Origin of the sequence: Cupriavidus sp. H19C3, assembly GCF_049393815.1 — a bacterium.
Lineage (GTDB): Bacteria > Pseudomonadota > Gammaproteobacteria > Burkholderiales > Burkholderiaceae > Cupriavidus.
In genome coordinates, this window is sequence record NZ_CP184986.1 from 1629149 (window position 1) to 1655541 (window position 26393).

Sequence of the window (26393 nt, forward strand, 5' to 3'; positions counted from 1 at the left end):
CGCGTGCAGGGTCGCCAAAGGCCTTACGATGTCATCGGATCGCCTGCCAAAGACTTCCCCCCATGCTTGCCACCCTGCCCCCTTCCGCCTTCGGCATCGTTCTTGGCCTGTCCGCGCTTGGTCGCGCGTGGCGCATCGCGGTAGAGACATGGCATGCGCCCATCTGGGTGGGCGAGACCCTGGTCACCGCTGCGGGCATCGTATGGGCCGCGCTGATCCTGCCGTATCTGCTGCAATGGCGTCACCACGACGAGGCATCGCTGCCCCGCACGCTGCAGGATGGCGGTCACGCGTTGCCACCCATCGCCACCATGCTCGTGGTCCCGGCCGTACTGCCGTACAGCCAGGTGGCAGCCTGGACGGTCGGCACGGTCGGCATCGCCTGGCAGCTCGCCTTCGCGCTCTGGCACACTGGCCGCCTCTGGCGCGGCGGCCATCCCGCGCACGACGCCACCCCGGCGCTCTACCTGCCGACCGTGGCCGGCAACTTCACCAGCGGTGCCACGCTGGGCATGCTCGGCCAGCCGGACTTCGGCTGGCTCTTCCTCGGCGCGGGCGTCTTCTCCTGGTTATCGCTCGAGTCGCTGGTGGTCCGGCGGCTGTGGGAGCCTGGCGGGTTGCCACCCGCGCAACGCGCGCAGCTTGGCATCCAGTTCGCCCCGCCCATGGTCTGCAGCGCCGCGTGCATCGCCCTGGCCCCGCACGGCGACCAGCCGTGGCTGCCGCTGCTGTGGGGCTACGGCCTGTTCCAGCTGCTACTGGGCTTGCGCATGGCCACGTGGCTCGGCGCCACGCGCTTCGACGCCCGCTTCGCGTGGGCGTACAGCTTCGGCATCGGCTGCGCCGCCATCTGCGCCGCGCGCCTTGCGCAAACCAGCAATGCAGCCGCCCATCTGCTGGCCCTACCGGTCTTTATCGCCGCCAACGTGGTCATCGGCTGGCTGGGCGTGCGAACGCTGCTCCAGTGGTCCAGACCCGCCGGCGCGGCAACAGGTTCGGTAGGGTCGATAAGGTCGGGAGGCGAACCTTGACCATTCGGCGCTGCTGGTACAGATGTCGGTGGCGGACGAGTAGGAGAATCTGATTAGCGACATCTTCTGTTCTCGAAATCCTGGCGATCCCGATGCGTGATGGTTGGCGGCAATGGTGCCGTGCGGAGAACGAAGAAGATATGAGAGGAGTCTGAAAATGGATGCCGGGGGCTAACTGTCGAGCAGGCGGGCGCCGCGCCAGCCGCCGGAGCGGACCAGGCCGCGCGCGGTGTCGGCCAGGACCACGCGCAGTGCCAGTGCGGCCGGAGAAAGTTCGTCGTCGGAGAGCGAGCAGAGCAGGTTCTGGCGTCCGACCTTGGGGTCGTCCACCTGCGCCAGATGGAAGCGCTTCTCGGCATCGGGATACCGCCCCACCGCGGCCCAGGGCTGCAGCGTCGCGCCGAAGCCCATGTCCACCGCATCCATCAGCATCGCCAGCGAATCGACCTCCTGCACCACGCGCGGCGCCACCTTGGCGCGCGTGAACGCGGCATCGAGCGTGCTGCGCAGCCCGTGCAGGCCGGTCGGCATGATCAGCGGAATCTCGGCCAGATCGACGATCGACAGATGCGTCGGCGGATCGGCCTTGCCCTGCGGCAACGCCGCGCGCGACTGGATCAGGAACAGGGTCTCCTCCAGCAGCGGCATGACGGTCCAGCGCCGGGCGGTGTTGGTATCGAACAGCACGGCGAGGTCGAGCTGGCGCGCGTTGAGCATGGCCGTGAGGTGGCCGGACAGGCTTTCCACCATATGCAGCCGCACGTCCGGATAGCGCTCGCGCATGGCGCGCATCAGCGGCACGCCGATCACCGAAGCGGTGGTCGGCGCCAGCCCGACGCTGACGGTCCCGGACAGGCGCGCCTGATGGGCGGCGCGCTTGGCCTGTTCGGCATGGCGCAAGGTCAGCTGCGCTTCGTGGAAAAAGGCCAGGCCCGCCTCGGTCGGCGTGACGCCATGCGGCGTACGCCGCAACAGGCGCGTCGACAGCTCGCTCTCGAGCCGGCTGATCTGCTGGCTGACGGCCGACTGGACCATGTCGAGCTCGAGTGCCGCCCGGCTCATGCTGCCGAGCTCGACGACGCGGACGAAATACAGAAGCTGGCGCAATTCCATCGGGCTCCCCAGGCGCCATCCCCGTCAGCGCCGGCGGGGATGGATTGCAGTGATGGGGATGCTTATACCAGATGTCGCGCGGCGCGATCAGGCTTCGTCGGCGCCGCTGTACCAGTCCACGGTCTGGTCGAGATACACCAGGCCCTTCTCCGCCAGCGGCGCGCGCATGTTGTACATGTCCACGCCGAGTACACCGGATGCCAGCTTCTCGCGCTTGCCCGCCTCCAGCGCCTCACGTTCGGCGGCCTTCCGTGCCACCTCGCCCGCGCGCGGACGCGCCACCACCACCACGCCGTCGTCGTCCGCGACGATCACATCGCCGGGGCGGACCTGCGCGCCCGCGCAAATCACCGGCACATTGACGGCGCCAACGGTTTCCTTCACCGCGCCCTGCGCCGAGATCGCGCGCGACCACACCGGAAAGCCCATGCGGTTCAGCGTGGTGACGTCGCGCACGCCACCATCGATGATCAGGCCGCGCGCGCCGCGCGCCTTCAGCGACGTGGCAAGCAGGTCGCCGAACAGGCCATCGGTGCAATCGCTGGTCATGGCGACCACCAGGACATCGCCGGGCTGGATCATCTCCACCGCGACGTGGATCATCCAGTTGTCGCCCGGATGCATCAGCGCGGTCACGGCGCTGCCGGCAATGGCCGCGTCCGACTGGATCGGCCGCAGGTACGGCTTCATCAGGCCGGTGCGGCGCTGGGCCTCATGCACGGTGGCCACGCCCAGCGTGCCGAGGGCATCGATGTCGCGCGCCTCGGCGCGCAGGATATTGCGGTACGCAATGGTCTTCATGCCAGTACCTCGCTCACTTGCGGAAACACCCGCGCATACCCTTCGCCATAGGTAATCTTGCGGTCGGAATTGCGCGTGGCCTGCGCGCCGCGCTGCAGGGCCACGCGCGTGTAGTACTCCCACAGGTGCTCCTGCGCGGCCATGGTGGTGAAGGCGCGCTGCTTCTTCTCCCATACCGGCGAGATATCGAGCAGCACATCGGGCTTCCAGTTGCACTGCTCGGGCTGATGCGGTTCGAACAGGAACACCGGCGGCGCGCCGATCACCGGCACCTCGGGCTTGTAGCCGTGCGCCTGCGCGATGACGCGCGCTTCCTGCGCGACATGCGTGGCGAGCGGGTGGTCGAAGTTGTAGATGTCCTCGCGCGAATGGCTCAGCACCACCTCCGGCCGCAGTTCCCGGTAGAGATCGGCCAGCCGCAGCAGCGCCTGGTCGGGTACCCGCAGCGGGTAGTCGCCAAGGTCGAAGCATTCAAGCGTGCCGCCGAGGATGTCGGCGGCACGCTCCGCTTCCTCGCGGCGCGCGGCCTTGACGCGATCCATCGTCATGCCCGGCTGGCGCCACATCTTGGCGGATTCGCCGCGTTCGCCAAACGACAGGCAGACGATGCGAACGTGGTAGCCGCGCTCGGCATACAGCGCGATGGCGCCGCCGGCGCGCCAGACAAAGTCGGCCGCATGGGCACTGACGACAAGGATGGAAGGCTTGGCTTGGATCTCGGACATGCTGGGTACGGAACAACGAAAAAGGTCGAAAGGGTGGCCGATGACGATCGACGCCCGTATCGGCGGGCGGTAAGGCTATGCCATCGGCGGCAATGCCATCAGTCGGCGGTAATGCCCGCCTTGCGGATCACGCCGTTCCAGGTTGTGGTTTCGCTGCGCACGAACTGGCCGAACGCCTCCGGCGTGCCGCTGACGATGGTCACGCCCAGCTGCTCGAGCTGCTTGCGCACTTCGGCGTCGGCGAGCGCGGCATTGGCGGCCGTGTTGAGTTGCTTGACGATCGGGGCCGGCGTCCTGGCCGGCGCCACCAGGCCCCACCAGACCGACGCGTTGAAGCTGGGCAGGCCCTCCTCGTGCGAGGTCGGCACGTTCGGCAACTGCGCCGCGCGCCGGGCGCTCGCTACCGCCAGCGGCCGCAGCGTACCGGCCTTGATATGCGTAATGACTTCGAGCGGGTTGATCGGCATGAACGTGATGCGTTCACCCAGCAGATCGGTGATTGCCGGCGCGCCACCCTTGTAAGGCACGTGCAGCACGTCGATGCCGGCCGCCTCCTTGAACTGCTCGCCGGCCAGATGACCGGAGCTGCCGTTGCCGGCCGACGCATAGCTGAGCTTGCCCGGCTGCGCCTTGGCCTGTGCGATCAGGTCCTTGAGCGACTTGATATTCGATTTTGCCGGCACCACCACCACGAGCGACGCCTCGCCAATGCGCGCCACCGGCGCAAAATCGGTGGCCGGATTGAACGGCAGCTTGCTGAACAGCGCGCTGTTGGTGGCCAGGCTGTTCGATGCCATCAGGATGGTATAGCCATCGGCGGGCGCCTTGGCAGCCATGTCCATGCCGATATTGGTGCTGGCACCGGGCCGGTTGTCGACGATGATCGGCTGCTTCAGCAGTTCGCTCATCTTGTGGCCGACCGAGCGGGCCACGATGTCTACCGCGCCGCCCGCCGCGTACGGCACGATCAGGCGGATCGGATGATTGGGATAGGCGTCGGCCGCCTGCGCACCAGCGCCGGCGAACGCCAGCGTGGCCGCTGCCAGGCTACCGATCAGGCTCGCCAGCAGGCGGGTCCGGGATTGGAAATGGAATGCGCGGATACGGCTGTACATGTTGTGAGTGCCCCGTTGTTGTGCTTGTTTGCACATTCTCGGCACGCACCGTGATAGTGTCTAATATGTTTTGAACCCCATGGTTATTTCGATTCGCTATAACCATCCCGCAAACCGGCCGCCAGACTGCCTGCCAGACCGCTCCCGTCATGGATTTCCGCCAACTGCGCTACTTCGTCGCCGTGGCTGAAGCATTGAGCTTCAGCGAGGCCGCCCGCAAGCTGCATGTCAGCCAGCCCCCGCTTTCCATCCAGATCAAGGCACTCGAGGACGAACTCGGCAGTCCGTTGCTCGAACGCACACGGCACAAGGTGGCGCTCACCCCGGCCGGCACCCTGTTCCTCGACAAGGCCCGCGCCGCGCTGGCCAACCTGGACCAGGCGCGCGAGGTGGTGAAGCAGGTCGCCAGCGGCGAGGCCGGCGAGATTCGCGTCGCCTTTACCGCATCGGTGCCGATGCACGACCCGTTCCCGCGCGCGTTCCAGCGTTTTCGCGAGACCCATCGCAACGCCATGCTGGAGCTCGTGCACATGTCCACCGGACAGCAGTTGCAACAGCTCGAGCACGGCGAGATCGATATCGGCTTTCTGCGCCCTTCACCGCAGTTCCGCCCGCCCGCGACGATCGCCGTGCGCGAGGTGCTGGCCGACCGGCTGGTGGTCGTGGTGCCGCGCTGGCATCCGCTGGCCACCGCAGGCGATGACGAACGGCCAGTGGAGATCGGCGAGTTGTCGGGCGAGCCGTTCCTGCTGTTTCCGCGCGGGCTCGGCTGCGGCCTGTTCGACCACGTGACCACGCTGTGCAATCGCGCGGGCTTCGCGCCCAGGACGGTGCAGGAGGCACGCGAGGCGACCACCATCATCGGCCTGGTGGCCAGTGGCGCGGGGGTGTCGGTGTTGCCGCAGATCTACGCGCGCACGGGCATTCCCGGTGTGGCGTACCTGCCGGTGGCAGGCCCCGATGCGGGAAGCCGCGTGCTGATGGCGCACCGCGCGGGCGCCATGTCGCCGATCATGGAACGGTTTGCCGGTTTCTTCTGAGCGGCGCGCTTATTTCGCCTTCTCACCCTTCTCGGGGCGCTGCGAGAACGTCCGCTCGAAGATCGACTCCGCGATGCGGTTCTTCAGGATCTCGATCGAGCCGCCCGCGATCATCCAGCCACGGCAGCGGCGCTGGCAATATTCGACCAGTTCCTCCTGGCTGTAGCCCATGCCACCCATGATCTGCAGCGCTTCATTGGCGATCTCGAAGCCCGCCTGGTTGCAGAACGCCTTGGCGATCGCGGTCTCCTCCGCCGACGGAATGCCGCCATCGGCATTGGCCGCGGCACGGTACAGCAGCAGCTGGCCGGCATCGAGCTTCATCTTCATATCGGCAAACTTCCACTGCAGCCCCTGGAATTCGCACAGCAGGCGCCCGAACTGCTTGCGCTGCAGCGCCCACTGGCGTGCCACCTCATACGCATAGCGGCCCAGCGCGAGGGAACGCGCGGTGTTGCCCATGCGTTCCACATTGAAGCCCGCAATCTGCTTCTTGAAGCCGCCCTCGCCCAGCAGCACATCCTCCGCCGCGACGTAGACATCCTCGAAGTAGATCTGCGCCCACTCCTCGCCCGACATGAAGCGGGAACGCTGGCCGATGCGCACGCCCGGCGCCTTGGTATCGATCAGCACCGAGCCGATGCCGCCCACACCCGGGCCAAAGCGCACATAGGCGAGAATCACGTCGGCGTGCGGACCATGGGTGGTAAAAATCTTGGTGCCGTTGATGCGAAAGCCGTCACCGTCCGGCGTGGCGCTGGTCTTCAGCTCCGTCACCGCGGATCCCGCTTCCGGCTCGGTCATGCCGACCGAGATCAGGGCCTCCCCCTTCAGCAAAGGAGTCAGCCACCGGGCCTTCTGCGCGGGCGAGCCATACTCGGCCAGCACGCGGATCGCGCCGAAATTGCCGGCCTGGATCACGTCGGCGCTGCGCGGGCACGCAGCCGCCACGGCCTGGATGGCGATGATGGCGTCCATCAGCGTGCCGCCCTGGCCGCCATCGGCCTCGGCGATGGTAATGCCCAGCAACCCCTGAGCGGCCATCTTCCTTGCCACGTCCCACGGATATTCGTCGATATGCGCGCGCTGCCGGGCGCCGGGCCGCAGCTCCTTCTCGGCAAAGCGGCTGACGGCGTCCTGGAATTCGCGTTGTTCCTGGGTAAGGTTGAAGTTCATCGAAGTCTCCGGGTCATTCATGAGTGGTCTGCCGTGGCCAGCCGGATCACGCAGTCGACACCGACCACGCCCTCGGCGCGCACGAACAGGGGATTCACTTCCGCATCGAGAATCTCCGCGCCCCGCACGGCCGAGAGATTCGAGAACGCGACGATGGTGCTGGCGAGCGCGTCGACATCGCCGCGCGGCAAGCCGCGAAAGCCGCGGATCAGCTGGGTGGAGCGCACCTCGCCGATCATGTCGCGCGCTTCCGCCAGCGTGACCGGGGCCGGCCGCAGGCTCACGTCGCGATGAAGCTCGGCGGTCACGCCGCCCGCGCTCAGCATCACGATCGGCCCTACCAGCGGATCGTTGCGGTAACCGAGCATCAGTTCCAGCAGGCAGCTTTCCATGCGCTGCACGAGAATGCCGTCGATGCGCGCGTCCGGCACCGCCACTTGTGCATTGGCCAGCAGCCGATCGGCCGCGCTTTCCAGCTCGGCGTTATCGCGCACGCCCACCTGCACGCCGCCGATCTCGGTCTTGTGCAGGATGTCGCGCGAGCACACCTTGGCCACCACCGGATACGGCACGGCGTGGGCCAGCGACGACGCACCCACCAGGGCCATTGGCGCAATCGGCACGCCCACGCGCGCAAAGACGCGGGCTGCCTCGAATTCCGACAGATTGCCGTGCACCGGCAGGTCGTCCGGCCACGTCACGGCGGCCGGCGTGGCAATCGCATCGTCGCGCGTGCGGGCCGCGCGGAACAGGCAAGCCAGGCCGTCGGCACAGCTTTCCGGGGTGCGGAACGCCGGCACGCCAGCCGCCTGCAGCAACGCCAGCGATTGCGTGGCCTCGGGAGCCAGGAATGCCAGCAGCGGCTTACCGCTGCGGCTGGAGACGGCCGCGGCTTCGACGATCGGGCGCACCGCCAGTTGCGGATGGAACTGCGCCGAAGAACCCGCCACGCACAGCACCGCATCGCACCAGTCGCTCTGCAGCATCTGTTCCACGAGGTCCTGATATTGCGCGCTGGTCGCGGCCAGCGTCAGGTCGATGATCGGGGTCTGGCGAATCTTGACGCCGCGGTCCGCCATATGCGCGACAAACGCATCGGGTGGCGCCACTGCATCGACATCGGCCAGGCCGAGCCGATCCACCACGGTGGCCGCGCCACCGCCGGTTGTCGTCACCACCGCGATGCGCGGATTGCGCTTGAGCGCGGGCACGGTCGCCGCATAGCGATGGGCGAGCGGCGCGGCTTCGAACAGCGTCTCCAGCAACTCCACGCGCATGGCCCCATGCTTGCGCAGGAACGCGTCCACCGCCGCATCGTTGCCGGCCAGCGCGCCGGTATGCGATTGCGCCAGCGCCTCGCCCTGCGCGGAGCGGCCCAGCTTGTAGGCCAGCACCGGCTTGCCGGCGGCACGGGCGCGGCGCAGCGCCGGGCCCAGCACGGCGGCGTCGCGAATGGTTTCCAGGAATAGCAGGATGACTTCGGTGGCGGCATCGTCGACGAGCAGGTCGACCAGCTCGCCCACGCCGACATCGCTTTCGTTGCCGACGGAGACCAGCTTGGCAAAGCCAAGGCCGCGCGCGGCGCCGCGCGACAGCAACGCGCCCAGCATCGAGCCGCTCTGCGAGACCACGCTGATGCCGCCCGCGCGCAGGTCGTCCATTTCGAGCACCGCATTGACCGACAGGATCGCGCCGCTATGGACATCCACCACGCCGATGCTGTTGGGCCCGAGCAGGCGCACGCCCAGTTCACGGGCTCGCGCGGCCAGCGCCTCCTGCGCGGCGATGCCGTCGCCACCGAGTTCGGCAAAGCCGTCGGAGAACACCGTCATCACGCGCGCGCCACGGGCCGCGCATTGTTCGAGTACCTCGCCCACCTGGCGACCGGGCACCATGACGAAGGCGTGATCGATGGTCGTGGGCAGGTCCGCCACGCGCGGATAGGCCTGCAGGCCCATCACTTCGGCGCGGCCAGCGTTGATGGGAAATACCTGGCCGGTATAGCCATGCTTGCGCATAAAGCGCAGTGGGCGGGCGGTGTTCTTCGATTCGTCGGCGGAGGCACCGACGAGCGCGACGCGCTCCGGCGTAAAAAGCGCCTTGGCAAGCGCGGCGCCGCGGGTGAGGGTAGTCATGGCGAAATCAGGAAACAGGGAAGAAGCTGCGCGCGGCAGTCGATATCGGATCGGGAGCAGTGGTCCGCGTCACGCCTTCAGCGCGTCCAGCCCGAGCGCGCGTACCGGGCGTTCGTCCAGTTGCCACAGCGCGTCGAGCAGGCGCGCGGCCGGGCCGGCACCGAGCACCGGCGCGCCCAGCTCCATGAACTTGTCGGCGAGCGTGGCGTCGTCGAGCGGCGACTCCGGATCGCCCTTGCGATACGGGGCGAAGTACGCGTGACGCGCGCCGTCCGTCATCTCGATCTCCACGCGCGCGGCGCGCTGGCGCGGGAATGCGGCGGTCAGCTCCGGGTCGGCGGTAAGCGAAACCTTGCTCATCAGCTGGCGAATCTCCTGGTCCGCCATGCGCTCCGGCAGGAAGGCATCGAGCCGCACCGCGCCGCGCAGAATGCCATGCGCCACCACATAGGGCAGGCTGAAGCGGGCTTCGAACGCGGTGGTCGGCTTGAAGTTGCCGGTGACATCGAGCGCTACCTGATACGTGGCCACACGCACGGCCGCGATGCGCGCGGGATCGAGCTGGTGATCGCGCACCAGTTGCTGGGCAGCGTCGATGGCCGCGAACGTATGGCCGCAGCAACCGTGATTTTTCTGCGTGATGCGCGTGATGTTGTAGTTCGTGCCAAGTCCGTCGGTCACACCGCTCCAGTCGGGCTTGCCGCACAGCGCGGCGCCAAACCCGGCATCGCCTTCCAGGATGTCATGCACGCCATTGACGCCGCTGGCGGCGGCCTGCGCGGCCTGCACTCCCACCTGCGCGGCGTGCCCGGCATGCAGCGCCTTGGTCATCGCGTCCGAGCGGAAGGCCTGCTGCAGGCCCGAGGCAAAGGTCGCGGCGGTGGCCAGCGCATCGGCGGCAACGCGCGCATCGCCGGGCGCCACCAGCAGCGCGCCCGCGGCGGCGGCGCCAAAGCAGCCGACCGTCCCGGTGGTATGGAAGAAGCGATAGTGTGCGGGCTGGATGGCGGCGCCGATCCGCGTGGACACCTCGTAGCCGGCGATCACCGCGCGCAGGAAATCGATGCCGCTGGCATCCACCTGTTCCGCCAGCGCCAGCGCGGCGGCAATGGTCGGGCAGCCGGGGTGATACACGGCATCGCGGAAGATATCGTCGAACTCGGCCGCATGCGAGGCGCTGCCGTTGATCCACGCCGCCATGCCCGGAAACGCATGCGTGGCATGGCCGATCACGGTGGACTTGCCCACCCCGAGTTCCGCGCGGTGCGCGGCCACGAGCTGCTGGCCCGGCGCCAGCGGGATGCCCGCGAGCAACGCGGAGAACCAGTCGATCACGGCACGGCGGGCATGATGCAGGGCTTCGTCCGGCAGGCGTGACGACGCTTCGCGGCCGACATAGGCGGCAAAATCTTCGACGATCATGAGTTGTGCTCCTCTGGAATGCGGGCGTCTTGGTATGAGCGAGCGCCCGTCGGCATGCGGGAATGGTTCCCATGGTAGGGAGCGCACGCCGCGCAGCTTTGACTTTTGGAGAAAGCTCCCGAAACTCCGCGGGGATTCCGCCAGGCTCGCCGGGAGGTGCATACTTCATGCCGTCCGCCACGTCTGTTGCCTGAAGCCACCCTGCCATGGATATTCCGTCGCTCTCGATCCTGATCGCCGCGGTCGAGGAGAAAAGCCTGTCGCGCGCCGCCGAGCGCGAGAACCTGGTGACCTCCGCCGCCAGCAAGCGCATTGCCGAACTCGAACGGCGCGCGGGCACCGCGCTGCTGCGCCGCCACGGCCGTGGCGTGGAGCCGACCCCGGCCGGCGCCATGCTCTACCAGCGCGCCAAGGCCATCGTGCGCAGCGTCCAACTGGCCCAGGATGCACTCGCCACCTATTCCACCGACGGCATCGCCAAGATCCGCCTGGCATCCAACCGCTCCACGGTGCTGCAGTTCCTGCCCACCGATATCAGCGGCTTCCTCAAGCAGGTGCCGGAGGCGCGTATCGACCTGATGGAAGCGTTCAGCTTCGATATCCCGCGCATGGTGTCCAACGGCGACGCCGATATCGGCATCTACCACGCGCGCAGCCAGAGCCCCGGCGTGTATTCACTGCCCTATCGCAAGGACCGCGTGGGCCTGGTGGTGCCGCGCGGACATCCGCTCGAAGCCAAGGGATCGCTGCGGCTGGAGGAAGCGCTCGACTACGACTTCCTCGGCTATTTTCCGCGCCACACCTTCGATGCGTTCCTGACGCTGGTCTCCGGCACGATCTCGCGGCCGCTCAATATCAAGACCCAGGTATCGAACTTCGAGGCGCGCTGCCGCATGGTGCGCGAAGGCCTGGGCATTGCGGTGGTGCCGGAGGGCATTGCCAAGAACTATCTGTCGATGATGGGCCTCTCGCTGCTGACGCTGACCGACGAATGGGCCGTGCGCGAATTCCACGTCTGCGTACGGGACAAGGAGTCGCTGCCGGCCGGGACCGCCCGGCTGCTCGACCACCTGAGCCGCTGCGCCGCCATGGAGAAGCATTTCCAGCAGCCGCGCTAGGGAATACCCGCATTTCCGCGTCCGCCACGGATGAAGGGTGCGTTTCTCTTTTTTCATAGCTGGGTCCGGCGAAGTTTCTAACATGGCCTTGACGCGTGTATCCATTTGCCGGGCATCGGCAGGCGGCACGACGAGATCAAGAACACCGGAGACAGTCATGAAACACATCCTTTGGCGCGCCGCCGCAGGCGCGCTGCTTTGCTGCGCCGCAACGAGCACCTTGGCGCAATCCTTCCCGACCAAACCGATCCGCATGGTGGTGGCATTCACGGCCGGCGGCACCACCGACATCCTCGCGCGTGAGGTGGCCGCCGAAATGTCGCAGACGCTGGGCCAGAGCGTGGTGGTCGAGAACCGCCCCGGCGCCGGCGGCAATATCGGCACCGAGATCGTCAGCCGCACCGAGCCCGATGGCTACACGCTGCTGGCCACTTCGGTCGGCCCGATCGCCATCAACCCGACCCTCTACAGCAAGCTCAAGGTCAATCCCCTGACGGAACTCACGCCGGTGGCGCCGCTGGCCGACGTGCCCAACGTGCTGGTGGTCAATCCGAACCTGCCGGTGAAGAACGTCAAGGACCTGATCGCCTATGCGAAGGCGCATCCGAACACGCTCAATTTCAGCTCCACCGGGGTCGGCACCGCCGCCCACCTGTCGGGCGTGCTGTTCAACGAGCGCGCGGGCGTGAAGACCACGCACGTGCCGTACAAGGGCGCCGACGCGCTCAACGACCTGCTCGCCGGCCGCGTGCAGTTCATGTTCGCCACGCTGCCGTCGGTGATCTCGCATATCCGCAGCGGCAACCTGCGCGCGCTCGCCGTGGCGGCTGACAAGCGCAACGAGACCCTGCCCGAGCTGCCCACCATGGCCGAGGCGGGTCTGCCCGGCGTGGTGACCGGCGCGTGGTTCGGCCTGTTTGCGCCGAAGGGTACGCCCAAGGACGTGGTTGCCCGACTCAACAAGGCCGTGGTCGACGCGCTGGCCAAGAAGGAAATCAGGAGCAAGCTCGCCCAGCAGGGTGCCGACGCGATGCGGCTGTCGCCGGAGGGCTTCGGCAAGTTCGTGATGAGCGAGAACCAGCGCTGGAAGCCCGTGGTAGTGAGCTCCGGCGCGCGCATCGACTGATGCATCGCGGCTGGCACCGCGCGCGGCGGTGCCGCCGATCCTGCCAATTGCGCGGTATGCCGTAATTTTCGCGCAGTGGGCCCGGCCTTTCGCGCCCCGCTCCCGCCTCGCTGGCGGAGCGGGGCGTTGTGATTTCCGGCGCGACTTCCGTCGCCTTTTGACTGCATTCCGACGCCGGCCCGTTCGGGCCGCGTATCATGACGGCTTTAGCCCTCGGGAAGCCGGCCTGCATGCCTGGGCGCACGCGGCCGCTCACCAGCGCGCGTCACCGGACCCGCCGCGCGCCTTCCCCGTGTTTCCACAAGGATGTACCGCCGATGTCGGCCTCGCTCGCCCTGCTGGTGATTACCGCAGCGCTCAGTGCCATGATGCTGGCCATCATCTGGTCATTGCGGCGCTGCGGGCTGCCGGGCGTGCGCGACTGGTGCCACGCCAACCTCATCGTCACGTTCGCGCTGGCGCTGTTCGCGCTGCGCGGCGTGGTGTCCGATGTGCTGTCGATCGTGGTCGCCAATACCGCGCTCGCCTGGGCACTCTGCGTGTTCTATGCGGGCACGGTGCGCTTCTGCGGAGGCACGCCCCCGTGGCGCCGGCTCGTGGCCGCGTGCGGGGCGTTGGGCGTGGGCATCGTGATCCTGCGCTATGGCGTGGATGCCTTCGATGCGCGCGTGATGCTGGTCTCGGTATTTCACGCGTTCCTGTGCGCGGGGGTGGGCATCACGCTGATCCGGCGCCGCCCGGTGGATCGTCCCGCCAGCCACTTCCTGACCACCGCCACCTTCGCGCTGGGCTTTGCCCTTGGCCACACCGTGCGCGGGATTGCGGCGGCGCTGGCGATGCTCGGCGACAGCCTGGCCTCGCCGGGTCTCAATATCGTGTTCCTGACGCTCGGTGCGCTGGTCATGCCGGCGCTCTCGATGGGGTCGGTGCTGATGATCCACGACCGCCTGGTGCGCCGGCTCGAGGCCATCGCCAATACCGATGCACTGACGGGCGTGGCGTCGCGCAAGGTGTACGAGGACGAGGCCGCGCGCGAACTCGCGCGCGCGGTGCGTGGCGGGCCGAGCCCGGCGCTGGTGATTGTCGATATCGACCGCTTCAAATCCGTCAACGATACCTGGGGCCACGCTGCCGGCGATGCGGTGCTGCGTGAATTCGCGCGCGTGGCGGCCGAGGAAATTCGCGCCACCGATCGCATTGCCCGGCTCGGCGGCGAGGAATTCGTCATCCTGCTGCCGGCCACGGGCGAAGGCGAGGCGCGCCATGTGGCGGAGCGCATTCGCGCACGGGCGGAAGCGAACGCGGTCGAGACCATGTTCGGCACCGTGCATTACACGATCAGCGGTGGCGTGGCCACCTGGCGCCGCGGCGAATCGCTCGCGCAACTGTCCGCGCGGGCCGATGCCGCGCTGTATCACGCCAAGCTGTCCGGCCGCAATCGCATGGTCGGCCAGAGCGACCTGCCGCACGACGCGCGCGGTCCCGCCAGCGCCGATCCCACGCGCCCGGCATCGCTGGTCTGAGTCCGCGCACGCGGCACAAGTGACGATCGTGGGCGCAACATGCGCCGGGATGCGCCGGATGCGCTGGCGCGCGTTACCCCGCGTAATGCCCCCGGGGTAACGGTTCACGTAACGGTTCACGTAACGGCCCGCGTAACGACCCGCCGTAACGATGTAACACCACGACCCTGGGCACGGCACCTGCGCACGGACGGTGTCGAACACCCGCTTCAAGCACGACCCGCTGCCCGCCAGGCCAGGCGCGGCGCGGCTTTCGCACCCGTGGCCAGCTCCGCCCGGCCGCCCTGCCCGCACGCACGACACCCACGCGCTGCCAGACCATCCACCGCGCGCCCCGCGGGCATGCCCGTTGCGTTGCAAGCCTTCGCACAGCACAACATCAACACTACTGGAGAGGTCATCGTGCGCAAATCACCATACTTGGTTGGGCTGGCCGTGGGTGGCCTGCTTCTGATGGGCGGCTGCTCCCACCACCATACCGGGCCGATGGGCCCCGAAGGCGCCGCCGGCCCCACGGGGACAACCGGCGCAACGGGCACGACCGGCGGCACTGGCGCGACGGGCGCAACCGGCTCAACAGGCGCGACCGGAACGGCGGGTGCTACCGGGCCGACCGGCGCAACGGGCGCAACCGGCCCCGCCGGAGCCGATGGCACTCCCGGGACACAGGGGCCTGCCGGCGCGGATGGTCCGACGGTACTCAAGCAGGTAGGGAGTGCGGTCAGCACCGTGGGCAGCACCGTCAGCACCCTGGGCAGCGGCCCGCTCGCGGGGGTGACCGCGCCGGTAGGCGCCGTGGTGAGCCAGACCGGCGACCTGGTCGGCGGCCTGACGCCGCAACTCGCCGCCGATCCCGTCAATCAGGTCCTGACCACCGCCAATACCGCCATCGTGCCGCTGACCGCCACGCTCGGCACCGCGACCCAGACCCTTGGCGGCGCCACCGGCACGGCACCGGTCATCGACAATCTGTTGACCACCGTCGGCGGCGTCGTCAACACGACCGGCGGCGCACTGACGCAGACCCAGGCGCCCGTGGTGTCGCCGCTGGGCGGCATCGTGCAGACGGCAGGTACCGCGGTGACCGCGCTCGGCGGTGCGGTGACGCCGGCAGGCAGCACGCCCGTCGGCAACCCGCTGGCCCCCGTCACCGGCCTGTTGAGTGGACTCGCCGGCGGCGCCACGCCGGGCGGCGGCACCAGTCCCCTGGCGCCGGCGACGAACGCCGTGGCCGGCCTGGCGGGTGGACTGACCGGTGGGCTGACCGGTGGACTGACCGGTGGCGGCAGCAACGGAGGAACGGGCAACGCCGCCGCCAGCTTGCTGGCACCGGTGACCAGTCTGCTGGGCGGACTCGGCGCGCCTTCGAGCGCCGCGGCGCGATAGCGTTCAGCGCGTGGCGCCGTGTCGTGGCACGGCGCCACGCGCGAGATGCCCCCTTCCCGCCTGGCGTCAATGCGGCCGGCGACAGGCGCAGGCGAAGGTCATACCGCGCACCTCAGGCCGCGGGCGGCGGCGCTGACGTCACCGCCGCCGCACCGATCAGGCCGTCGGCCCGAAACATCGACTTGATGCCGCGCACGGCCTGGCGGATGCGCGATTCGTTCTCGATCAGCGCAAAGCGTACGTACTCGTCGCCGTAATCGCCAAACCCGATGCCGGGGGATACCGAGACCTTGGCCTTGGCCAGCAACTGCTTGGCGAATTCCAGTGACCCCAGCGCCCGATACGGCTCCGGAATCCGCGCCCAGATATACATCGACGCCTTCGGAATATCCACGGGCCAACCCGCCTCGATCAACCCCCGCGCCAGCACATCGCGCCGCGACTGATACTGCGCGGCGATTTCCTTCACGCAGGACTGGTCGCCCTCCAGCGCGCTGATCGCGGCCACCTGCAGCGGCGTGAAGGTGCCGTAGTCGTGATAGCTCTTGATGCGCGTGAGCGCCGCCACCAGATCCGGATTGCCCACCATGAAGCCGATGCGCCAGCCCGCCATGTTGTAGCTCTTGGACAGCGTGAAGAATTCCACCGCAATATCCTTGGCCCCCGGTACCTGCATGATCGACGGCGCCTTCCAGCCATCGAACACGATGTCCGCATACGCGAGGTCGTGCACGACAAAGATATCGTGCTTGCGCGCCAGCGCGATCACGCGCTCGAAGAAATCGAGTTCCACGCAGGCCGCCGTCGGATTCGACGGAAAGCCAAGCACGATCATCTTGGGCTTGGGATAGCTGCCGCGGATCGCGCGCTCGAGCTCCGCGAAGAAATCGATGTCCGTGGTCAGCGGCACCGAACGGATATCGGCGCCGGCGATCACCGCCCCATAGATATGAATCGGATAGCTCGGGTCCGGCACCAGCACCGTATCGCCGCGATCGAGCGTGGCCAGCATCAGGTGCGCCAGACCTTCCTTGGACCCGATGGTCGCAATGGCTTCAGTATCCGGATCGATCTCCACGCCATAACGGTCGCGATACCAGTGCGAGATGGCCCGACGCAGCCGGGGAATGCCCTTCGACGCGGAGTACCCGTGCGTATCGGGCCGTTGCGCGGCGTCGATCAGCTTGGCAACGATATGCGGTGGCGTGGGGCCGTCCGGATTGCCCATGCTCATGTCGATGATGTCCTCGCCACGGCGGCGGGCGGCCATCTTGAGCTCGGCGGTGATATTGAAAACGTAGGGGGGAAGACGATCGATGCGCGCAAAGCGGCGCTTGCCGGAGGAAGCGGCAGTCATGGGAGGTCCTTTACGTAAGCGCCCGGAACCGTCCGAGCGACGTCGGTGGCCATTGTCCTGGCCACCGGGAACCGATATTACGCAGCGCGGCGCAATCGCACAACCCTATTTGGCATTCGCTCGCGCGAACGCATGCCCGCTCTCATAGCAGGCTGCCGGTGGGCCGGTACGGTCGGTCCGCGGGCAATTGCCGCACGATGCAGTCGAGCGCATCGGCATTGGTCTTGTCACCGCCCATCGCACCCGCGATGGATGCGCGGTACTCGGGCACGCTGATGCGCTGGTAGTACAGCCGCGAGGTCTGATCGAGCCAGTACACGTACTGGTCATCGCTGTCGTCGCTGCCCGTGCGCAGCCACTCGCCAACGTTGTGCGTGCCGAGCGTGGTGTCCGCACAGACGTTCTGAACCTTGTCGACGTAGTGATTGAAGCCCTTGGCCTCGAAGTTGCGCACCGAGTCGGGCGCGCAGCCGGCCAGTGGCACGGCCACCGCCAGCGCCATCGTGAATGGCGCCATGACGGGTGCCCTGATGAAGGGCGGCGCAACAAGGGCGCCCCTGACAGCGCCGGCCAGGGCCGAGGCGATAGTGGTGGCGGCGGTGGCGGCGGTGGCGAGGCTGGCGCAATCCGGACGCGGCTGCGGCATGGCGACTCCCGAGGATGATGGTGTACCCAGTGTAGTCGCACGCCCGCCGCGTTGCACCGAGACCTGGTGTGACAAACATCAATCGTCGAGCGTCTCGTGCACGGCGGCACTGCCCCGCTTCCAGTACGCCGACGCACGGATCCGGGTCTTGTCGATGCCGCGCTCCTGCACCAGGTACTGGCGGATCTCGCGCATGGCCGCGCCCTCGCCGGCGGCCCAGACATACCCGTCACCCGGTGGCAGGCTCAGCCAGCGCAGCGCCGGCAGCAGCATGGTGCCTGCGGCGCGATCCTCGCGATGCAGCCAATGCACCTCGCCGCGCGGCCCGGTGACGAGCGGCGCGCGCGCGCTGGCATCGGCGACTTCGAGCACCACCATGACGTGCGCATCGGGACCCAGCTCCTCGAGTCGGCGCCCGATGGCGGGCAGCGCGGTGTCATCGCCGATCAGCAGGTGCCAGTCGAATTCGCGCGGAATCACAAACGAGCCGCGCGGTCCGCCCACGCCGAGCATCTGGCCGACTTGCGCCTGCGCCGCCCACGTGGACGCGGGGCCGTCGCCATGCAGCACGAACTCGATGTCGAGCTCCTGGGCCACCGGGTCATATCGTCGCGGCGTATAGTCGCGCGCCTGCGGACGCGGCACCCCCTCCGGGAACACCACGCCGTCCGGGCCGACCTGCGGCAGCACCGGCCGGTCCTGCCCCGGGGCCGGGAAAAACACCTTGATATGGTCATCGAACGAGGCCGAGACAAAGTCGGCCAGGTCGGGACCGCCCAGCGTCACGCGCAGCAACTGCGACGCAATCTTGCGGACGCGCTTGACTTGCAGCAGCCGCATGCGCAGCGGATGCCGGACGCGTTGGACGGTCAGGTCACGCCTGGTTTGCATCAGGTTTCCTTCAACGATTCGGTTGCGCCATGGCGCCATGCTCGATGGCGCAATGACTCCATGGCCGGACGATCGGGCGCGCCCACGGCACCGCCGCGTGGCCACGCTTCGGCCACGCTTCGGCCACGCTGGGGCCACGCCCCGCCCACAATACGGCGGACGGCAGCGCGGCCAGCGCGTCAGCCCTTGTTCTCGATGGCTTCGGCGGCGCCGGCCAGAATCGCGGCAATGCGCCGCTGCTCGTCCGGCGCCGCGTCGGTCGCCAGCGTCAGCGCGCGCTTGAGCCGCATGCGCGCCTCGACAAACTCGGGCAGCCAGCCGCCGTCCTCCGGATCGCGCTGCGGCGCGCCACTCATGGCGCGCCGCATCCAGTCCATCTTGCGCGCGACATGGCGCAGCCGGCCGACCATCAGCGTCACCCGCTCGCGATTGGCTTCGAGGTATGCGCGGCCCGGGTCGGAGAGCTGGTACCGCTTCTTGTTGCCTTCGGCATCGACCGTGGCGTAGCCGAGGTCTTCCAGAAAGGTCAGCGCGGGATAGACCACGCCGGGGCTCGGCTTGTAGAAGCCGTTGGTGCGCGTCTCGAGCGCCTTGATCAGTTCATAGCCATGCGATGGCTTTTCTTCGAGCAACGAGAGCAGCAGCAGCTGCAAATCCTCGGCGCTGAACTTGCGGCCGCGCCGCCAGCCGTCATCGTCGCCGCCAAAGCCGTCGTGGTCCTGGCCACCACCCCAGTCGCCGCGACCGCCCTCGCCCCCGCCCCAGAAGCCGCCATGGCGGCCAAACAGGAAGCGAAACAGGGCCAGCCGGTGGGAGTGGCGATGATGCGGATGATGGAGGTGCGGATGGGCGTGGTGGCCGTGGGCGCCATGATTGGCGCCATGATTGGGGCCATGCGTGTGACCATGGTGGGGGTCGTGCGGATGCGCATGGGGATGCCCGTGCAAGGGATGTGTATGACGCATAAAGCCTCCAGATATATCGTAAGACGTGTCTTAAAACATATCTTACGATATACATCGTGGCGAACCAGGTCAAGGAAAACTTCTCGCGGGCAGAAAATGACAAGCCCCCTTTACCGCATGCGACAACAGCGCCTGCGGTAAAGGGGGCGGAAAAAAGAGGACCGGAGAGAGCCGGCGGAGAGAGGGCCGGCACACCGCGCGACCGGGCGGTCCCGCGGCAAGGGCATGACAGAAGGACCGCTCAGGCCGCCAGCTTGAACACCATGACCGCGTCGGACAACTGGTTCGCCTGCGACTCCAGCGAGCCCGCCGCCGCGGCCGCCTGTTCCACCAACGCGGCATTCTGCTGGTTGACCTGCTCCATCTGCGACACGGCCTCGCTGACCTGGCTGATACCGGACGATTGCTCGCCCGACGCCGCCGAGATCTCGTTGACCAGATCCGCCAGGCGGCGCACTTCGGACACGATCTCGCCAATGGTGCTGCCGGCCTGCTCCACCTGCACGCTGCCCGCATCGACCCGGCTCACGGACGAGTCGATCAGCGTCTTGATCTCCTTGGCCGCGCTGGCACTGCGCTGCGCCAGTGCGCGCACTTCGCCCGCCACCACGGCAAAGCCGCGCCCCTGCTCGCCCGCGCGCGCCGCTTCCACCGCGGCGTTGAGCGCCAGGATGTTGGTCTGGAAGGCAATGCCGTCGATCACGGCAATGATGTCGACGATCTTCTGCGAACTCGCGTTGATCTCGCTCATCGTATGCACCACGCCCCGCACCACTTCGCCACCGCGCGTGGCCAGTGCGGCCGCGCTGCTGGCGAGGTCGCTTGCGCGCGACGCGCTGTCCGCGTTGTTGCTGACGGTGGACGTCAACTGCTCCATGCTGGCGGCGGTCTGCTCCAGCGCCGACGACTGCTGTTCGGTGCGCGACGACAGGTCCGTATTGCCGGCCGCGATCTCGCGCGCGCCGATGGTCACGGCGTCGGAGCTCGCGCGCACCTTGCGCACGGTGTCGGTCAGGCCTTCCTGCATGCGTGCCAGCGCGTCGAGGACCTGCCCGATTTCATTGCTGCCCCCCTGCGGTACCGGCATGGTCAGATCGCCCTCGGCCACGCGCATGATCAGGTGCGAGGCTTCGGTCAGCGGCGCCACCACGAGCCTGCGCAAGGCCAGATGCACCGCCACGATCAGCAGGCCGGACATGGTCAGCCCGATCGCCACCAGCACGATCACGCGGTTGTAGCGCGAGCGGCCCCGCGCCAGTTCGTCGTCGTTCTGGCGCGCCGCCATCTGCTGGAAGCGCTCCACGCCCTGGGAATAGCGGGCGCCGGACGATGTCACGTCCTTGTCGTTGAGCGCCGCGTAGGCGGTGGGGTCGTTATTGCGCAGTGCCTCAAGCGCTTGCTGCACGGCCGCCATATGCGCCTGGCCAGCGGCAAGGATGTCCTCCCGCATGGCGCCATCCTGCCCCGCCGGCAGCGGCGCCTGCGCAAACGCCTCGAGCTCCTCCTTCGACTTGCCCATCGACTTCTGCGCACTGGCGATGGCATCGGCATTCACGCTGCCGCCTTCCTTGGCCGCGCTGTAGGCGCGCGTCAGCGCCGCGCGTGCGCGCGTCATGTCCTTGTAGGCATCGTTGAGCAGCAGCGCCCGGGACGCCACCACGTGAACGCGCTCCGCCGATGCGCTCGACTCACGTAACTCAAGGACGCCAAGCGCGGCGCCGAGGATCAGCATGAGAGCAAAAATTGCCAGGGTGGCAAGCAGGCCGTGCCGGATACTTATGTTTTGCATGGAATGACTGGTGTCGCATCGATCAATCGGTACCGGCTTAACGACGCATCGATACGAACCTTGAGGGTCCCGTGCACTTCATTTGCGTTACATCAAACTCTGTGCAGATCGGGTTGACAACGCGCGCCCGAGCAGGGTCTACATATACGCGATCAGACGGCCGGCACAGATCACCAGCACCCAGATCGTCAGTGACCCGAGCGCGCACGCGCGTGCCCCGGCCGGCGGCGCCCGCCCGGTCTCCCAGGCGCCTCCCGCCTGGCGCAACCGACGATACGGCCCCAGATGGAACCACGCGGCATTGGCCAGACCCAGTCCCACCAGCACCACCTTGGCCAGGAAGGCGCGATTGACGATCAGCTCGTCCGCATGGGCCATGAACAGCAGCACACCGCTGACCGCAATCGCGCCAAAGCCGATCAGCGAGAGCGGCAACGCATGGCGGAGCAGCACGGTGACCGGCAATTGCCGCCCCATTCCCGCCAGGCGCAGGTCGACCACCACGATCGAGCCGAACAGCAGGGCCATGCCGGCAAGGTGCACGATTTCGATGGCCGGGTAGGCCCACGCGGAAGCGCGCAACATGGCGGAGAACGGCAAACCCGCGATCTGCGCGCCTAGCTGCTCTCCACCCTGGATCAGCCGCTCCACGCCACCACCGTCAGCGCAGTTCGACCGTCTTGCCGTCGAGCGTAATGCGCTCGACCCGCATTTCGTCGGGCTTCTCCTTGCTGGCATAGCCGACCAGCGTCACCTGGCGGCCCACGGCAACCTTCTCGGCACTGGCGCCGCGCGCTTCCATGCGCGAGATCGGCGCGAGGATGGCAAGCCAGCGCTTGCCGTCGGCCTCCACGCGGATCGACGCGTGCGGATTCTCGTAACGGCTCTCCACCACCTTGCCCGTGACCGTGAGCGGACGGGTCTCGTCGTAGGTGGACCAGCCATGGTGGGCCATGACCGGTGCACCGGCAAAGGCCACCAGTAACGGCACGAATGACAGCAAACGGCGAGGTATCTGGCGCATGCATCGTCTCCCTGACGGTAAAAAACCGGTTACGCATCCCCTTGCACGCGTAGCGCGCGGGCGCGTCTCAACATCGTTTCCAGGCATGGATTCATCGGCTTGAGCGCGGCGCGCTCGGCCAGCAACGCATCGGCCAGATTGGCCCGGCCCGCCCGCAAGGCGGCCTCGATCAGCGTGAGCGTCAACACATCCCGTTGCGCATGGCTGCCGCCAAAGCGATGGGCAATCAGCCGCACGGGTAACAGCAGTTCGATGGTAGCGCCATAGTCGGCGCGCGAGAACGCGATCAGCGCGTCGGCGACCGGCAGACCGACCTCGCGGGTCATCGCGGCATTGCTGCCGTGTCCCGCGGTGGCGCCCTGCATGGCGGCGTGCAGCGCGGCCACATCGTCGATGCGCTCCGCCCCCAGGCAGGCCATGATCGCGTGCACATCGTTGAACGCGTAATATCCGGCGGCACCCCGCGCCTGCCAGTCCTCGGCCACGTCGATCCAGCGCGTGCCCACATCGACGCCACGCAGGTGAAGGCGCCACAGCAGGGCGGAGGCGTCGACGAGATCGAGCGCGATGGCGGGCGCCGGGCGCGCGACGTGATTGTCGTACAGCGCCAGCACGGCCTCGTACTGCTCCTGCTCCAGCAACAGCAAGGCCATGTGCCACCAGTTGTGCACGGCCAGCATGTTGTCCTCGGCCCAGTCGTCCTCGCGGCTGGCAAGCCAGTCGATGCCGCGCTCCAGGCGCCCCTGCATCTCCATCACGTGGGCCACCGCATGGATCGCCCATGGATCGCGCGGATTGCGCTCGACGGCCTCGCGCCCGCGCGCCTCGGCCTCTTCATAGCGTTGCATTTCCTCCAGGCCAAAGGCGTACATGCCAAGCAGGTAACTGTAGCCAGGCAGGCTGGCATTCCAGTGCGGCAGGACCTGTGCCAGGCGATCGCGCAGCATGCTCGACTGGCCCAGCAGGAAGTCGCCGATATGGGCCACCTGAATGGCGAGGATGTCGTGCGGATAGTCGATGACGATATCGCCGTAGCCGCGAACCGCGTCCGCAAAGCGGCCGTCGAGCCAGGCATGCGCGGCGGCAAAGTGGCGACGCTCGCGGTCGTTGGCCCGCGTGCCGAGCGCTTCGCCGGCTTCCACGCTCTGCCGCAGCATCGGCTCGGCGGTACCGTCGCCCGAGGTCACCATCAGTCCGGCGCGGAGCGCGTGGCCCATGGCGAAGTCCGGATCGTCGATCAGCACGCCATCGATCACGGACAGCGGGTCGCCGTAGTAACCGTGCAGCAGCGCCAGCGCCGCCTCGTACCGCTCCAGCGCGTGCGCGCTCGCGGGCGACACGCGCAGCCCCCTGAAATCGGTCTGTGCCATGGCGTCCCCTGTCTGTCGATATCCCCTCATCGTAGTCAACGCTCGCGCATGCGCAACCGGTAGCGGCACCAGTCGGCGTCCGCCACCGTGCAAAAGGGTGCCGTGCCCGCAACTCCGGCGCGCAACGTGCTACGCTTGCCGCACCTTCATGCGGTTGTCGGCGCACGCTGCGGGTCGCGCCGCGCTACGCCCGTCGGCCCACCATCGCCCCAACATCGCCCCACCATCGCCATGCCCTTCGTCCTGCCTCCCGCCGCACGCCCCGGTCAGTCCGCCGCCGAAATCGACACGCCCTCGCTGGTCCTGGACCTCGATGTCCTTGAAGCCAACCTCGACCGCATGCAGGCCGCGGCCAGCGCTGCCGGGGTGCACCTGCGCCCGCACGCCAAGGCCCACAAGTGTCCCGATATCGCGCTGGCGCAGATCGCGCGCGGCGCCGTGGGCGTGTGTTGCCAGAAGGTCAGCGAAGCGGTGCCGTTCGTCGCCGCCGGCGTGACCGACATCCATATCAGCAACGAGGTCGCAGGTCCCGCCAAGGCCGCCATGCTGGCGCAACTGGCCCGCTCGGCGCGGCTCAGCGTCTGCGTCGACGATGCCACGCAGGTAGCGGCGCTCGCGGCGGCCTGTGCGGAGGCGGACAGCCGCCTCGACGTCTTCGTCGAGATCGATGTCGGCCAGAACCGCTGTGGCGTGGCCGATGCACCGTCCGCGCTGCGCCTGGTGGAACAGATTGCCCGGTACGGCCGCCTGCGCTTTCGCGGCCTGCAGGCCTATCACGGAGGCATTCAGCACGTGCGCGACTGGCACGAGCGCCGCGCGTCGGCAGCACAGGCCGCCCGGCGTACCGCCGCCGTCGTCGCGCATCTGCGCGCCGCGGGCGTGACGTGCGAAGTGGTGACCGGAGGCGGCAGCGGCAGCGTCGAATTCGATCTGGCCAGCGGCGTCTATACGGAAATCCAGCCCGGCTCGTATGTGTTCATGGATGGCGACTACGGTGCCAACGCGTACACCGGCACGCTGCGCTTCGGCCATGGGCTGTTTATCGCTACCGCGGTCATGAGCGTGGCGGCGCGCGATCGCGTGGTGGTCGACGCGGGCCTCAAGTCGATGGCGGTGGATTCCGGCCTGCCGTGGGTATGGGACGAGGCCGCCGGCGCGCCCTCCCGCACGCTGGAATACGTGGCCGCCAACGACGAGCATGGCATCGTCAAGCCGACCGGCACCGCGCACGCGTTGCCGGTACTGGGTGCGCGCCTGCGGCTCGTGCCGGGCCATTGCGACCCGACCCTGAATCTTTACGACGAGATCGTCTGCATCCGCGGCGATACCGTGGCGGCCATCTGGCCCGTCGCCGCGCGTGGCCTCAGCCGCTGAGGCCCGTTACACGAGCTGCGCTGCCAGTTCGTAGAGATCGGCCGCGGCCCAGCCCCGGCCATTCCAGGCCTCGAAGACCAGTTCGTCGACCGGCACCGGGGACAGCGTCCCGATCCAGTCGGTGGGCGCTGCGCCGCAGCGCAGCCCGCTGGCAACCATTGCCATCGCGTCGGGCACATCGATGTCCGCCACGCGCGTGACCGTCGGCCACGGCAACAGCCGGCGGTCGTCGGCACGCAAGCCAAACCGGTAGAGGCCAAAGCGGGTATGCAATCCGCTGCGCGACAGCGTGCGCGCGTCGGTGCGCAGTCGTTCGTCCTTGGCGGCGGACGGATCCCATTTCTGATTGCGCGAGAACCAGAGAATTGCGCGGCTGGCATCGGCCGGCTGCCCGGTGCGAACGGGCTCGCTCCGGTCGGCGTCGTGCGCATTCCCCGGCCGCAGGCAGCCGGAGCGCGCGATGGCCGCGAGCGGCGCACCGACCGTGTAATGCCAGACGTAAGGTGAATCAGCATCCATTTCCATGCAGCTCCCTGCAAACTTCCTTCCATTGCCACTGTGGAGGCCGAAGGGCGCGTACGCAAGCCGGGTCAAAGCCCATTGCGGACGCGTGCGGACGCAACAAAACGCTGCGTCGCCACTGCGCGGCAGACCCCTTTTGGCCCTCAAAGCCAGCACTGGCGCGGCTTTCCGGAAATCCAACCGGGCCGGCCGCAGACCTCCGGACGAGGCGCGCTAGAGGGCGAAGTCTAAAAACCATAGCACAGCCAATGCTGCGTTGCAGCAGCTCATTGCAATCTGCTCCGGTTTTTCTTCCAAAGCCCGCCGCTGTACTGCACACGGCACATGTCTGGACAACCTTCCCAAAACGGCAAATACCGGCATCAGTTTTCTTGCGGGGAATGTCACTGCGTCGAAAACGCCATTTCTTACGCTGCGGTGCGCATCGACCGAACCCGATGACGCACGTCCGGCGCGGCGACGCCGGGCCCACCCCTCCGCAAGCGAGAACCGACCATGACTCACGCCCTTCTCACCCCTGCCCGCGCGCGCCCGCTCGCCGCGCTGGCGGCCCTGCTGCTCTGCGCAACGCTCACCGCCTGCGGCGGCGACTCCGACCCCGCGCCCGGCACCGGTGCCGGCACGCCGCCACCCGCCACCGGCGGCGGGGACACGCCTGAGCAGCCGGCCACCACCCCCCAGATGAAGTGCGCACCCTGAGCGCATCCTGAGCACGGTACGGGCACGACTCCAAGGCTGCCCCTT

At 67.9% G+C, this 26393-nt stretch carries 24 protein-coding genes; 8 read left to right on the plus strand and 16 right to left on the minus strand.

Features of this window, described 5'->3' with window-relative positions; translation table 11 throughout:
• Positions 1-62: 62 nt before the first annotated feature.
• Positions 63-1031 carry a dicarboxylate transporter/tellurite-resistance protein TehA gene (locus DFLDMN_RS26875; protein ID WP_423198787.1) on the plus strand — a complete coding sequence of 323 codons (969 nt, stop codon included), beginning with the start codon at positions 63-65 and terminating at the stop codon, positions 1029-1031.
• Positions 1032-1202: 171 nt separating this feature from the next.
• Here the strand turns inward: DFLDMN_RS26875 and DFLDMN_RS26880 are convergent, their stop codons facing one another.
• From DFLDMN_RS26880 to DFLDMN_RS26895, 4 genes are all read right to left on the minus strand, one after another.
• Positions 1203-2144, minus strand: a complete 942-nt coding sequence (locus DFLDMN_RS26880; RefSeq protein WP_423198788.1) for a LysR family transcriptional regulator — start codon at positions 2142-2144, stop codon at positions 1203-1205.
• Between the two features lie 87 nt (positions 2145-2231).
• Positions 2232-2945, minus strand: coding sequence for a 4-carboxy-4-hydroxy-2-oxoadipate aldolase/oxaloacetate decarboxylase (locus DFLDMN_RS26885; protein WP_423198789.1), 714 nt, complete (start codon positions 2943-2945; stop codon positions 2232-2234).
• Positions 2942-3670 (minus strand): PIG-L deacetylase family protein, encoded by a 729-nt coding sequence (locus DFLDMN_RS26890; protein WP_423198790.1) that lies wholly within the window; start codon positions 3668-3670, stop codon positions 2942-2944. The genes DFLDMN_RS26885 and DFLDMN_RS26890 overlap by 4 nt, the downstream gene beginning before the upstream one ends.
• A gap of 98 nt (positions 3671-3768) precedes the next feature.
• Positions 3769-4785, minus strand: a complete 1017-nt coding sequence (locus DFLDMN_RS26895; RefSeq protein ID WP_423198791.1) for a tripartite tricarboxylate transporter substrate binding protein — start codon at positions 4783-4785, stop codon at positions 3769-3771.
• 149 nt (positions 4786-4934) lie between these two features.
• On the opposite strand from DFLDMN_RS26895, the gene DFLDMN_RS26900 reads away from it, so the two are divergent.
• Positions 4935-5825, plus strand: coding sequence for a LysR family transcriptional regulator (locus tag DFLDMN_RS26900; protein WP_423198792.1), 891 nt, complete (start codon positions 4935-4937; stop codon positions 5823-5825).
• Positions 5826-5834: 9 nt separating this feature from the next.
• Here the strand turns inward: DFLDMN_RS26900 and DFLDMN_RS26905 are convergent, their stop codons facing one another.
• The 3 genes from DFLDMN_RS26905 to DFLDMN_RS26915 form a co-directional block, all read right to left on the minus strand.
• Positions 5835-7001 (minus strand): acyl-CoA dehydrogenase family protein, encoded by a 1167-nt coding sequence (locus DFLDMN_RS26905; protein ID WP_423198793.1) that lies wholly within the window; start codon positions 6999-7001, stop codon positions 5835-5837.
• Positions 7002-7018: 17 nt separating this feature from the next.
• On the minus strand, positions 7019-9136 hold the full coding sequence (locus DFLDMN_RS26910; protein ID WP_423198794.1) for an acetate--CoA ligase family protein: 2118 nt from the start codon (positions 9134-9136) through the stop codon (positions 7019-7021).
• A gap of 69 nt (positions 9137-9205) precedes the next feature.
• Positions 9206-10558: an MmgE/PrpD family protein gene (locus DFLDMN_RS26915; RefSeq protein WP_423198795.1), complete on the minus strand. Its 1353-nt coding sequence runs from the start codon at positions 10556-10558 to the stop codon at positions 9206-9208.
• 206 nt (positions 10559-10764) lie between these two features.
• On the opposite strand from DFLDMN_RS26915, the gene DFLDMN_RS26920 reads away from it, so the two are divergent.
• From DFLDMN_RS26920 to DFLDMN_RS26935, 4 genes are all read left to right on the plus strand, one after another.
• Positions 10765-11676, plus strand: a complete 912-nt coding sequence (locus DFLDMN_RS26920; protein WP_423198796.1) for a LysR family transcriptional regulator — start codon at positions 10765-10767, stop codon at positions 11674-11676.
• 157 nt (positions 11677-11833) lie between these two features.
• Positions 11834-12802, plus strand: coding sequence for a Bug family tripartite tricarboxylate transporter substrate binding protein (locus tag DFLDMN_RS26925; protein ID WP_423198797.1), 969 nt, complete (start codon positions 11834-11836; stop codon positions 12800-12802).
• A gap of 317 nt (positions 12803-13119) precedes the next feature.
• Positions 13120-14325, plus strand: a complete 1206-nt coding sequence (locus tag DFLDMN_RS26930) for a GGDEF domain-containing protein (RefSeq protein ID WP_423198798.1) — start codon at positions 13120-13122, stop codon at positions 14323-14325.
• Positions 14326-14727: 402 nt separating this feature from the next.
• Complete coding sequence (locus tag DFLDMN_RS26935; RefSeq protein WP_423198799.1) at positions 14728-15711, plus strand: collagen-like triple helix repeat-containing protein; 984 nt, start codon at positions 14728-14730, stop codon at positions 15709-15711.
• Positions 15712-15823: 112 nt separating this feature from the next.
• On the opposite strand, the gene alaC is transcribed toward DFLDMN_RS26935, so the two are convergent.
• The 8 genes from alaC to DFLDMN_RS26975 all read right to left on the minus strand — a co-directional run bounded on the left by alaC (position 15824) and on the right by DFLDMN_RS26975 (position 23753).
• Positions 15824-17068: an alanine transaminase gene (alaC, locus tag DFLDMN_RS26940; protein WP_423198800.1), complete on the minus strand. Its 1245-nt coding sequence runs from the start codon at positions 17066-17068 to the stop codon at positions 15824-15826.
• A 142-nt stretch (positions 17069-17210) separates the two neighbouring features.
• Entirely contained in the window at positions 17211-17714 is a 504-nt protein-coding gene (locus tag DFLDMN_RS26945) for a hypothetical protein (protein WP_423198801.1), read from the minus strand.
• A 78-nt stretch (positions 17715-17792) separates the two neighbouring features.
• Positions 17793-18605 carry a siderophore-interacting protein gene (locus tag DFLDMN_RS26950; protein WP_423198802.1) on the minus strand — a complete coding sequence of 271 codons (813 nt, stop codon included), beginning with the start codon at positions 18603-18605 and terminating at the stop codon, positions 17793-17795.
• A 179-nt stretch (positions 18606-18784) separates the two neighbouring features.
• Positions 18785-19570: a PadR family transcriptional regulator gene (locus DFLDMN_RS26955; RefSeq protein ID WP_423198803.1), complete on the minus strand. Its 786-nt coding sequence runs from the start codon at positions 19568-19570 to the stop codon at positions 18785-18787.
• A 241-nt stretch (positions 19571-19811) separates the two neighbouring features.
• On the minus strand, positions 19812-21359 hold the full coding sequence (locus tag DFLDMN_RS26960) for a methyl-accepting chemotaxis protein (protein ID WP_423198804.1): 1548 nt from the start codon (positions 21357-21359) through the stop codon (positions 19812-19814).
• Between the two features lie 138 nt (positions 21360-21497).
• Entirely contained in the window at positions 21498-22010 is a 513-nt protein-coding gene (locus tag DFLDMN_RS26965) for a DUF6644 family protein (RefSeq protein WP_423198805.1), read from the minus strand.
• A gap of 10 nt (positions 22011-22020) precedes the next feature.
• Positions 22021-22383, minus strand: a complete 363-nt coding sequence (locus DFLDMN_RS26970; RefSeq protein ID WP_423198806.1) for a DUF6152 family protein — start codon at positions 22381-22383, stop codon at positions 22021-22023.
• A gap of 29 nt (positions 22384-22412) precedes the next feature.
• Positions 22413-23753, minus strand: a complete 1341-nt coding sequence (locus tag DFLDMN_RS26975; protein ID WP_423198807.1) for a tetratricopeptide repeat protein — start codon at positions 23751-23753, stop codon at positions 22413-22415.
• A gap of 231 nt (positions 23754-23984) precedes the next feature.
• Between DFLDMN_RS26975 and DFLDMN_RS26980 the strand changes: the two genes are divergently transcribed.
• The gene (locus tag DFLDMN_RS26980; RefSeq protein ID WP_423198808.1) at positions 23985-25127 is read left to right on the plus strand and encodes a DSD1 family PLP-dependent enzyme; all 1143 of its coding nucleotides are present in this window, start codon (positions 23985-23987) and stop codon (positions 25125-25127) included.
• A gap of 6 nt (positions 25128-25133) precedes the next feature.
• Here the strand turns inward: DFLDMN_RS26980 and DFLDMN_RS26985 are convergent, their stop codons facing one another.
• Complete coding sequence (locus tag DFLDMN_RS26985; protein ID WP_423198809.1) at positions 25134-25646, minus strand: hypothetical protein; 513 nt, start codon at positions 25644-25646, stop codon at positions 25134-25136.
• A gap of 498 nt (positions 25647-26144) precedes the next feature.
• Here DFLDMN_RS26985 and DFLDMN_RS26990 point away from each other — a divergent pair, with 498 nt between their 5' ends.
• Positions 26145-26348, plus strand: a complete 204-nt coding sequence (locus DFLDMN_RS26990; protein WP_423198810.1) for a hypothetical protein — start codon at positions 26145-26147, stop codon at positions 26346-26348.
• The last annotated feature ends 45 nt before the right edge of the window (positions 26349-26393 follow it).

Bases quoted from the DNA above. Each gene is read 5' to 3' on its own strand.
- DFLDMN_RS26930 (WP_423198798.1), top strand. From the start codon at position 13,120: ATGTCGGCCTCGCTCGCCCTGCTGGTGATTACCGCAGCGCTCAGTGCC.
- DFLDMN_RS26920 (WP_423198796.1), top strand. From the start codon at position 10,765: ATGGATATTCCGTCGCTCTCGATCCTGATCGCCGCGGTCGAGGAGAAA.
- DFLDMN_RS26950 (WP_423198802.1), bottom strand. From the start codon at position 18,605: ATGCAAACCAGGCGTGACCTGACCGTCCAACGCGTCCGGCATCCGCTG.
- DFLDMN_RS26900 (WP_423198792.1), top strand. From the start codon at position 4,935: ATGGATTTCCGCCAACTGCGCTACTTCGTCGCCGTGGCTGAAGCATTG.
- DFLDMN_RS26955 (WP_423198803.1), bottom strand. From the start codon at position 19,570: ATGCGTCATACACATCCCTTGCACGGGCATCCCCATGCGCATCCGCAC.
- DFLDMN_RS26890 (WP_423198790.1), bottom strand. From the start codon at position 3,670: ATGTCCGAGATCCAAGCCAAGCCTTCCATCCTTGTCGTCAGTGCCCAT.
- DFLDMN_RS26905 (WP_423198793.1), bottom strand. From the start codon at position 7,001: ATGAACTTCAACCTTACCCAGGAACAACGCGAATTCCAGGACGCCGTC.
- DFLDMN_RS26960 (WP_423198804.1), bottom strand. From the start codon at position 21,359: ATGCAAAACATAAGTATCCGGCACGGCCTGCTTGCCACCCTGGCAATT.
- DFLDMN_RS26970 (WP_423198806.1), bottom strand. From the start codon at position 22,383: ATGCGCCAGATACCTCGCCGTTTGCTGTCATTCGTGCCGTTACTGGTG.
- DFLDMN_RS26975 (WP_423198807.1), bottom strand. From the start codon at position 23,753: ATGGCACAGACCGATTTCAGGGGGCTGCGCGTGTCGCCCGCGAGCGCG.
- DFLDMN_RS26990 (WP_423198810.1), top strand. From the start codon at position 26,145: ATGACTCACGCCCTTCTCACCCCTGCCCGCGCGCGCCCGCTCGCCGCG.
- DFLDMN_RS26980 (WP_423198808.1), top strand. From the start codon at position 23,985: ATGCCCTTCGTCCTGCCTCCCGCCGCACGCCCCGGTCAGTCCGCCGCC.
- DFLDMN_RS26875 (WP_423198787.1), top strand. From the start codon at position 63: ATGCTTGCCACCCTGCCCCCTTCCGCCTTCGGCATCGTTCTTGGCCTG.
- DFLDMN_RS26925 (WP_423198797.1), top strand. From the start codon at position 11,834: ATGAAACACATCCTTTGGCGCGCCGCCGCAGGCGCGCTGCTTTGCTGC.
- DFLDMN_RS26910 (WP_423198794.1), bottom strand. From the start codon at position 9,136: ATGACTACCCTCACCCGCGGCGCCGCGCTTGCCAAGGCGCTTTTTACG.
- alaC (WP_423198800.1), bottom strand. From the start codon at position 17,068: ATGACTGCCGCTTCCTCCGGCAAGCGCCGCTTTGCGCGCATCGATCGT.
- DFLDMN_RS26915 (WP_423198795.1), bottom strand. From the start codon at position 10,558: ATGATCGTCGAAGATTTTGCCGCCTATGTCGGCCGCGAAGCGTCGTCA.
- DFLDMN_RS26880 (WP_423198788.1), bottom strand. From the start codon at position 2,144: ATGGAATTGCGCCAGCTTCTGTATTTCGTCCGCGTCGTCGAGCTCGGC.
- DFLDMN_RS26895 (WP_423198791.1), bottom strand. From the start codon at position 4,785: ATGTACAGCCGTATCCGCGCATTCCATTTCCAATCCCGGACCCGCCTG.
- DFLDMN_RS26885 (WP_423198789.1), bottom strand. From the start codon at position 2,945: ATGAAGACCATTGCGTACCGCAATATCCTGCGCGCCGAGGCGCGCGAC.
- DFLDMN_RS26985 (WP_423198809.1), bottom strand. From the start codon at position 25,646: ATGGATGCTGATTCACCTTACGTCTGGCATTACACGGTCGGTGCGCCG.
- DFLDMN_RS26945 (WP_423198801.1), bottom strand. From the start codon at position 17,714: ATGCCGCAGCCGCGTCCGGATTGCGCCAGCCTCGCCACCGCCGCCACC.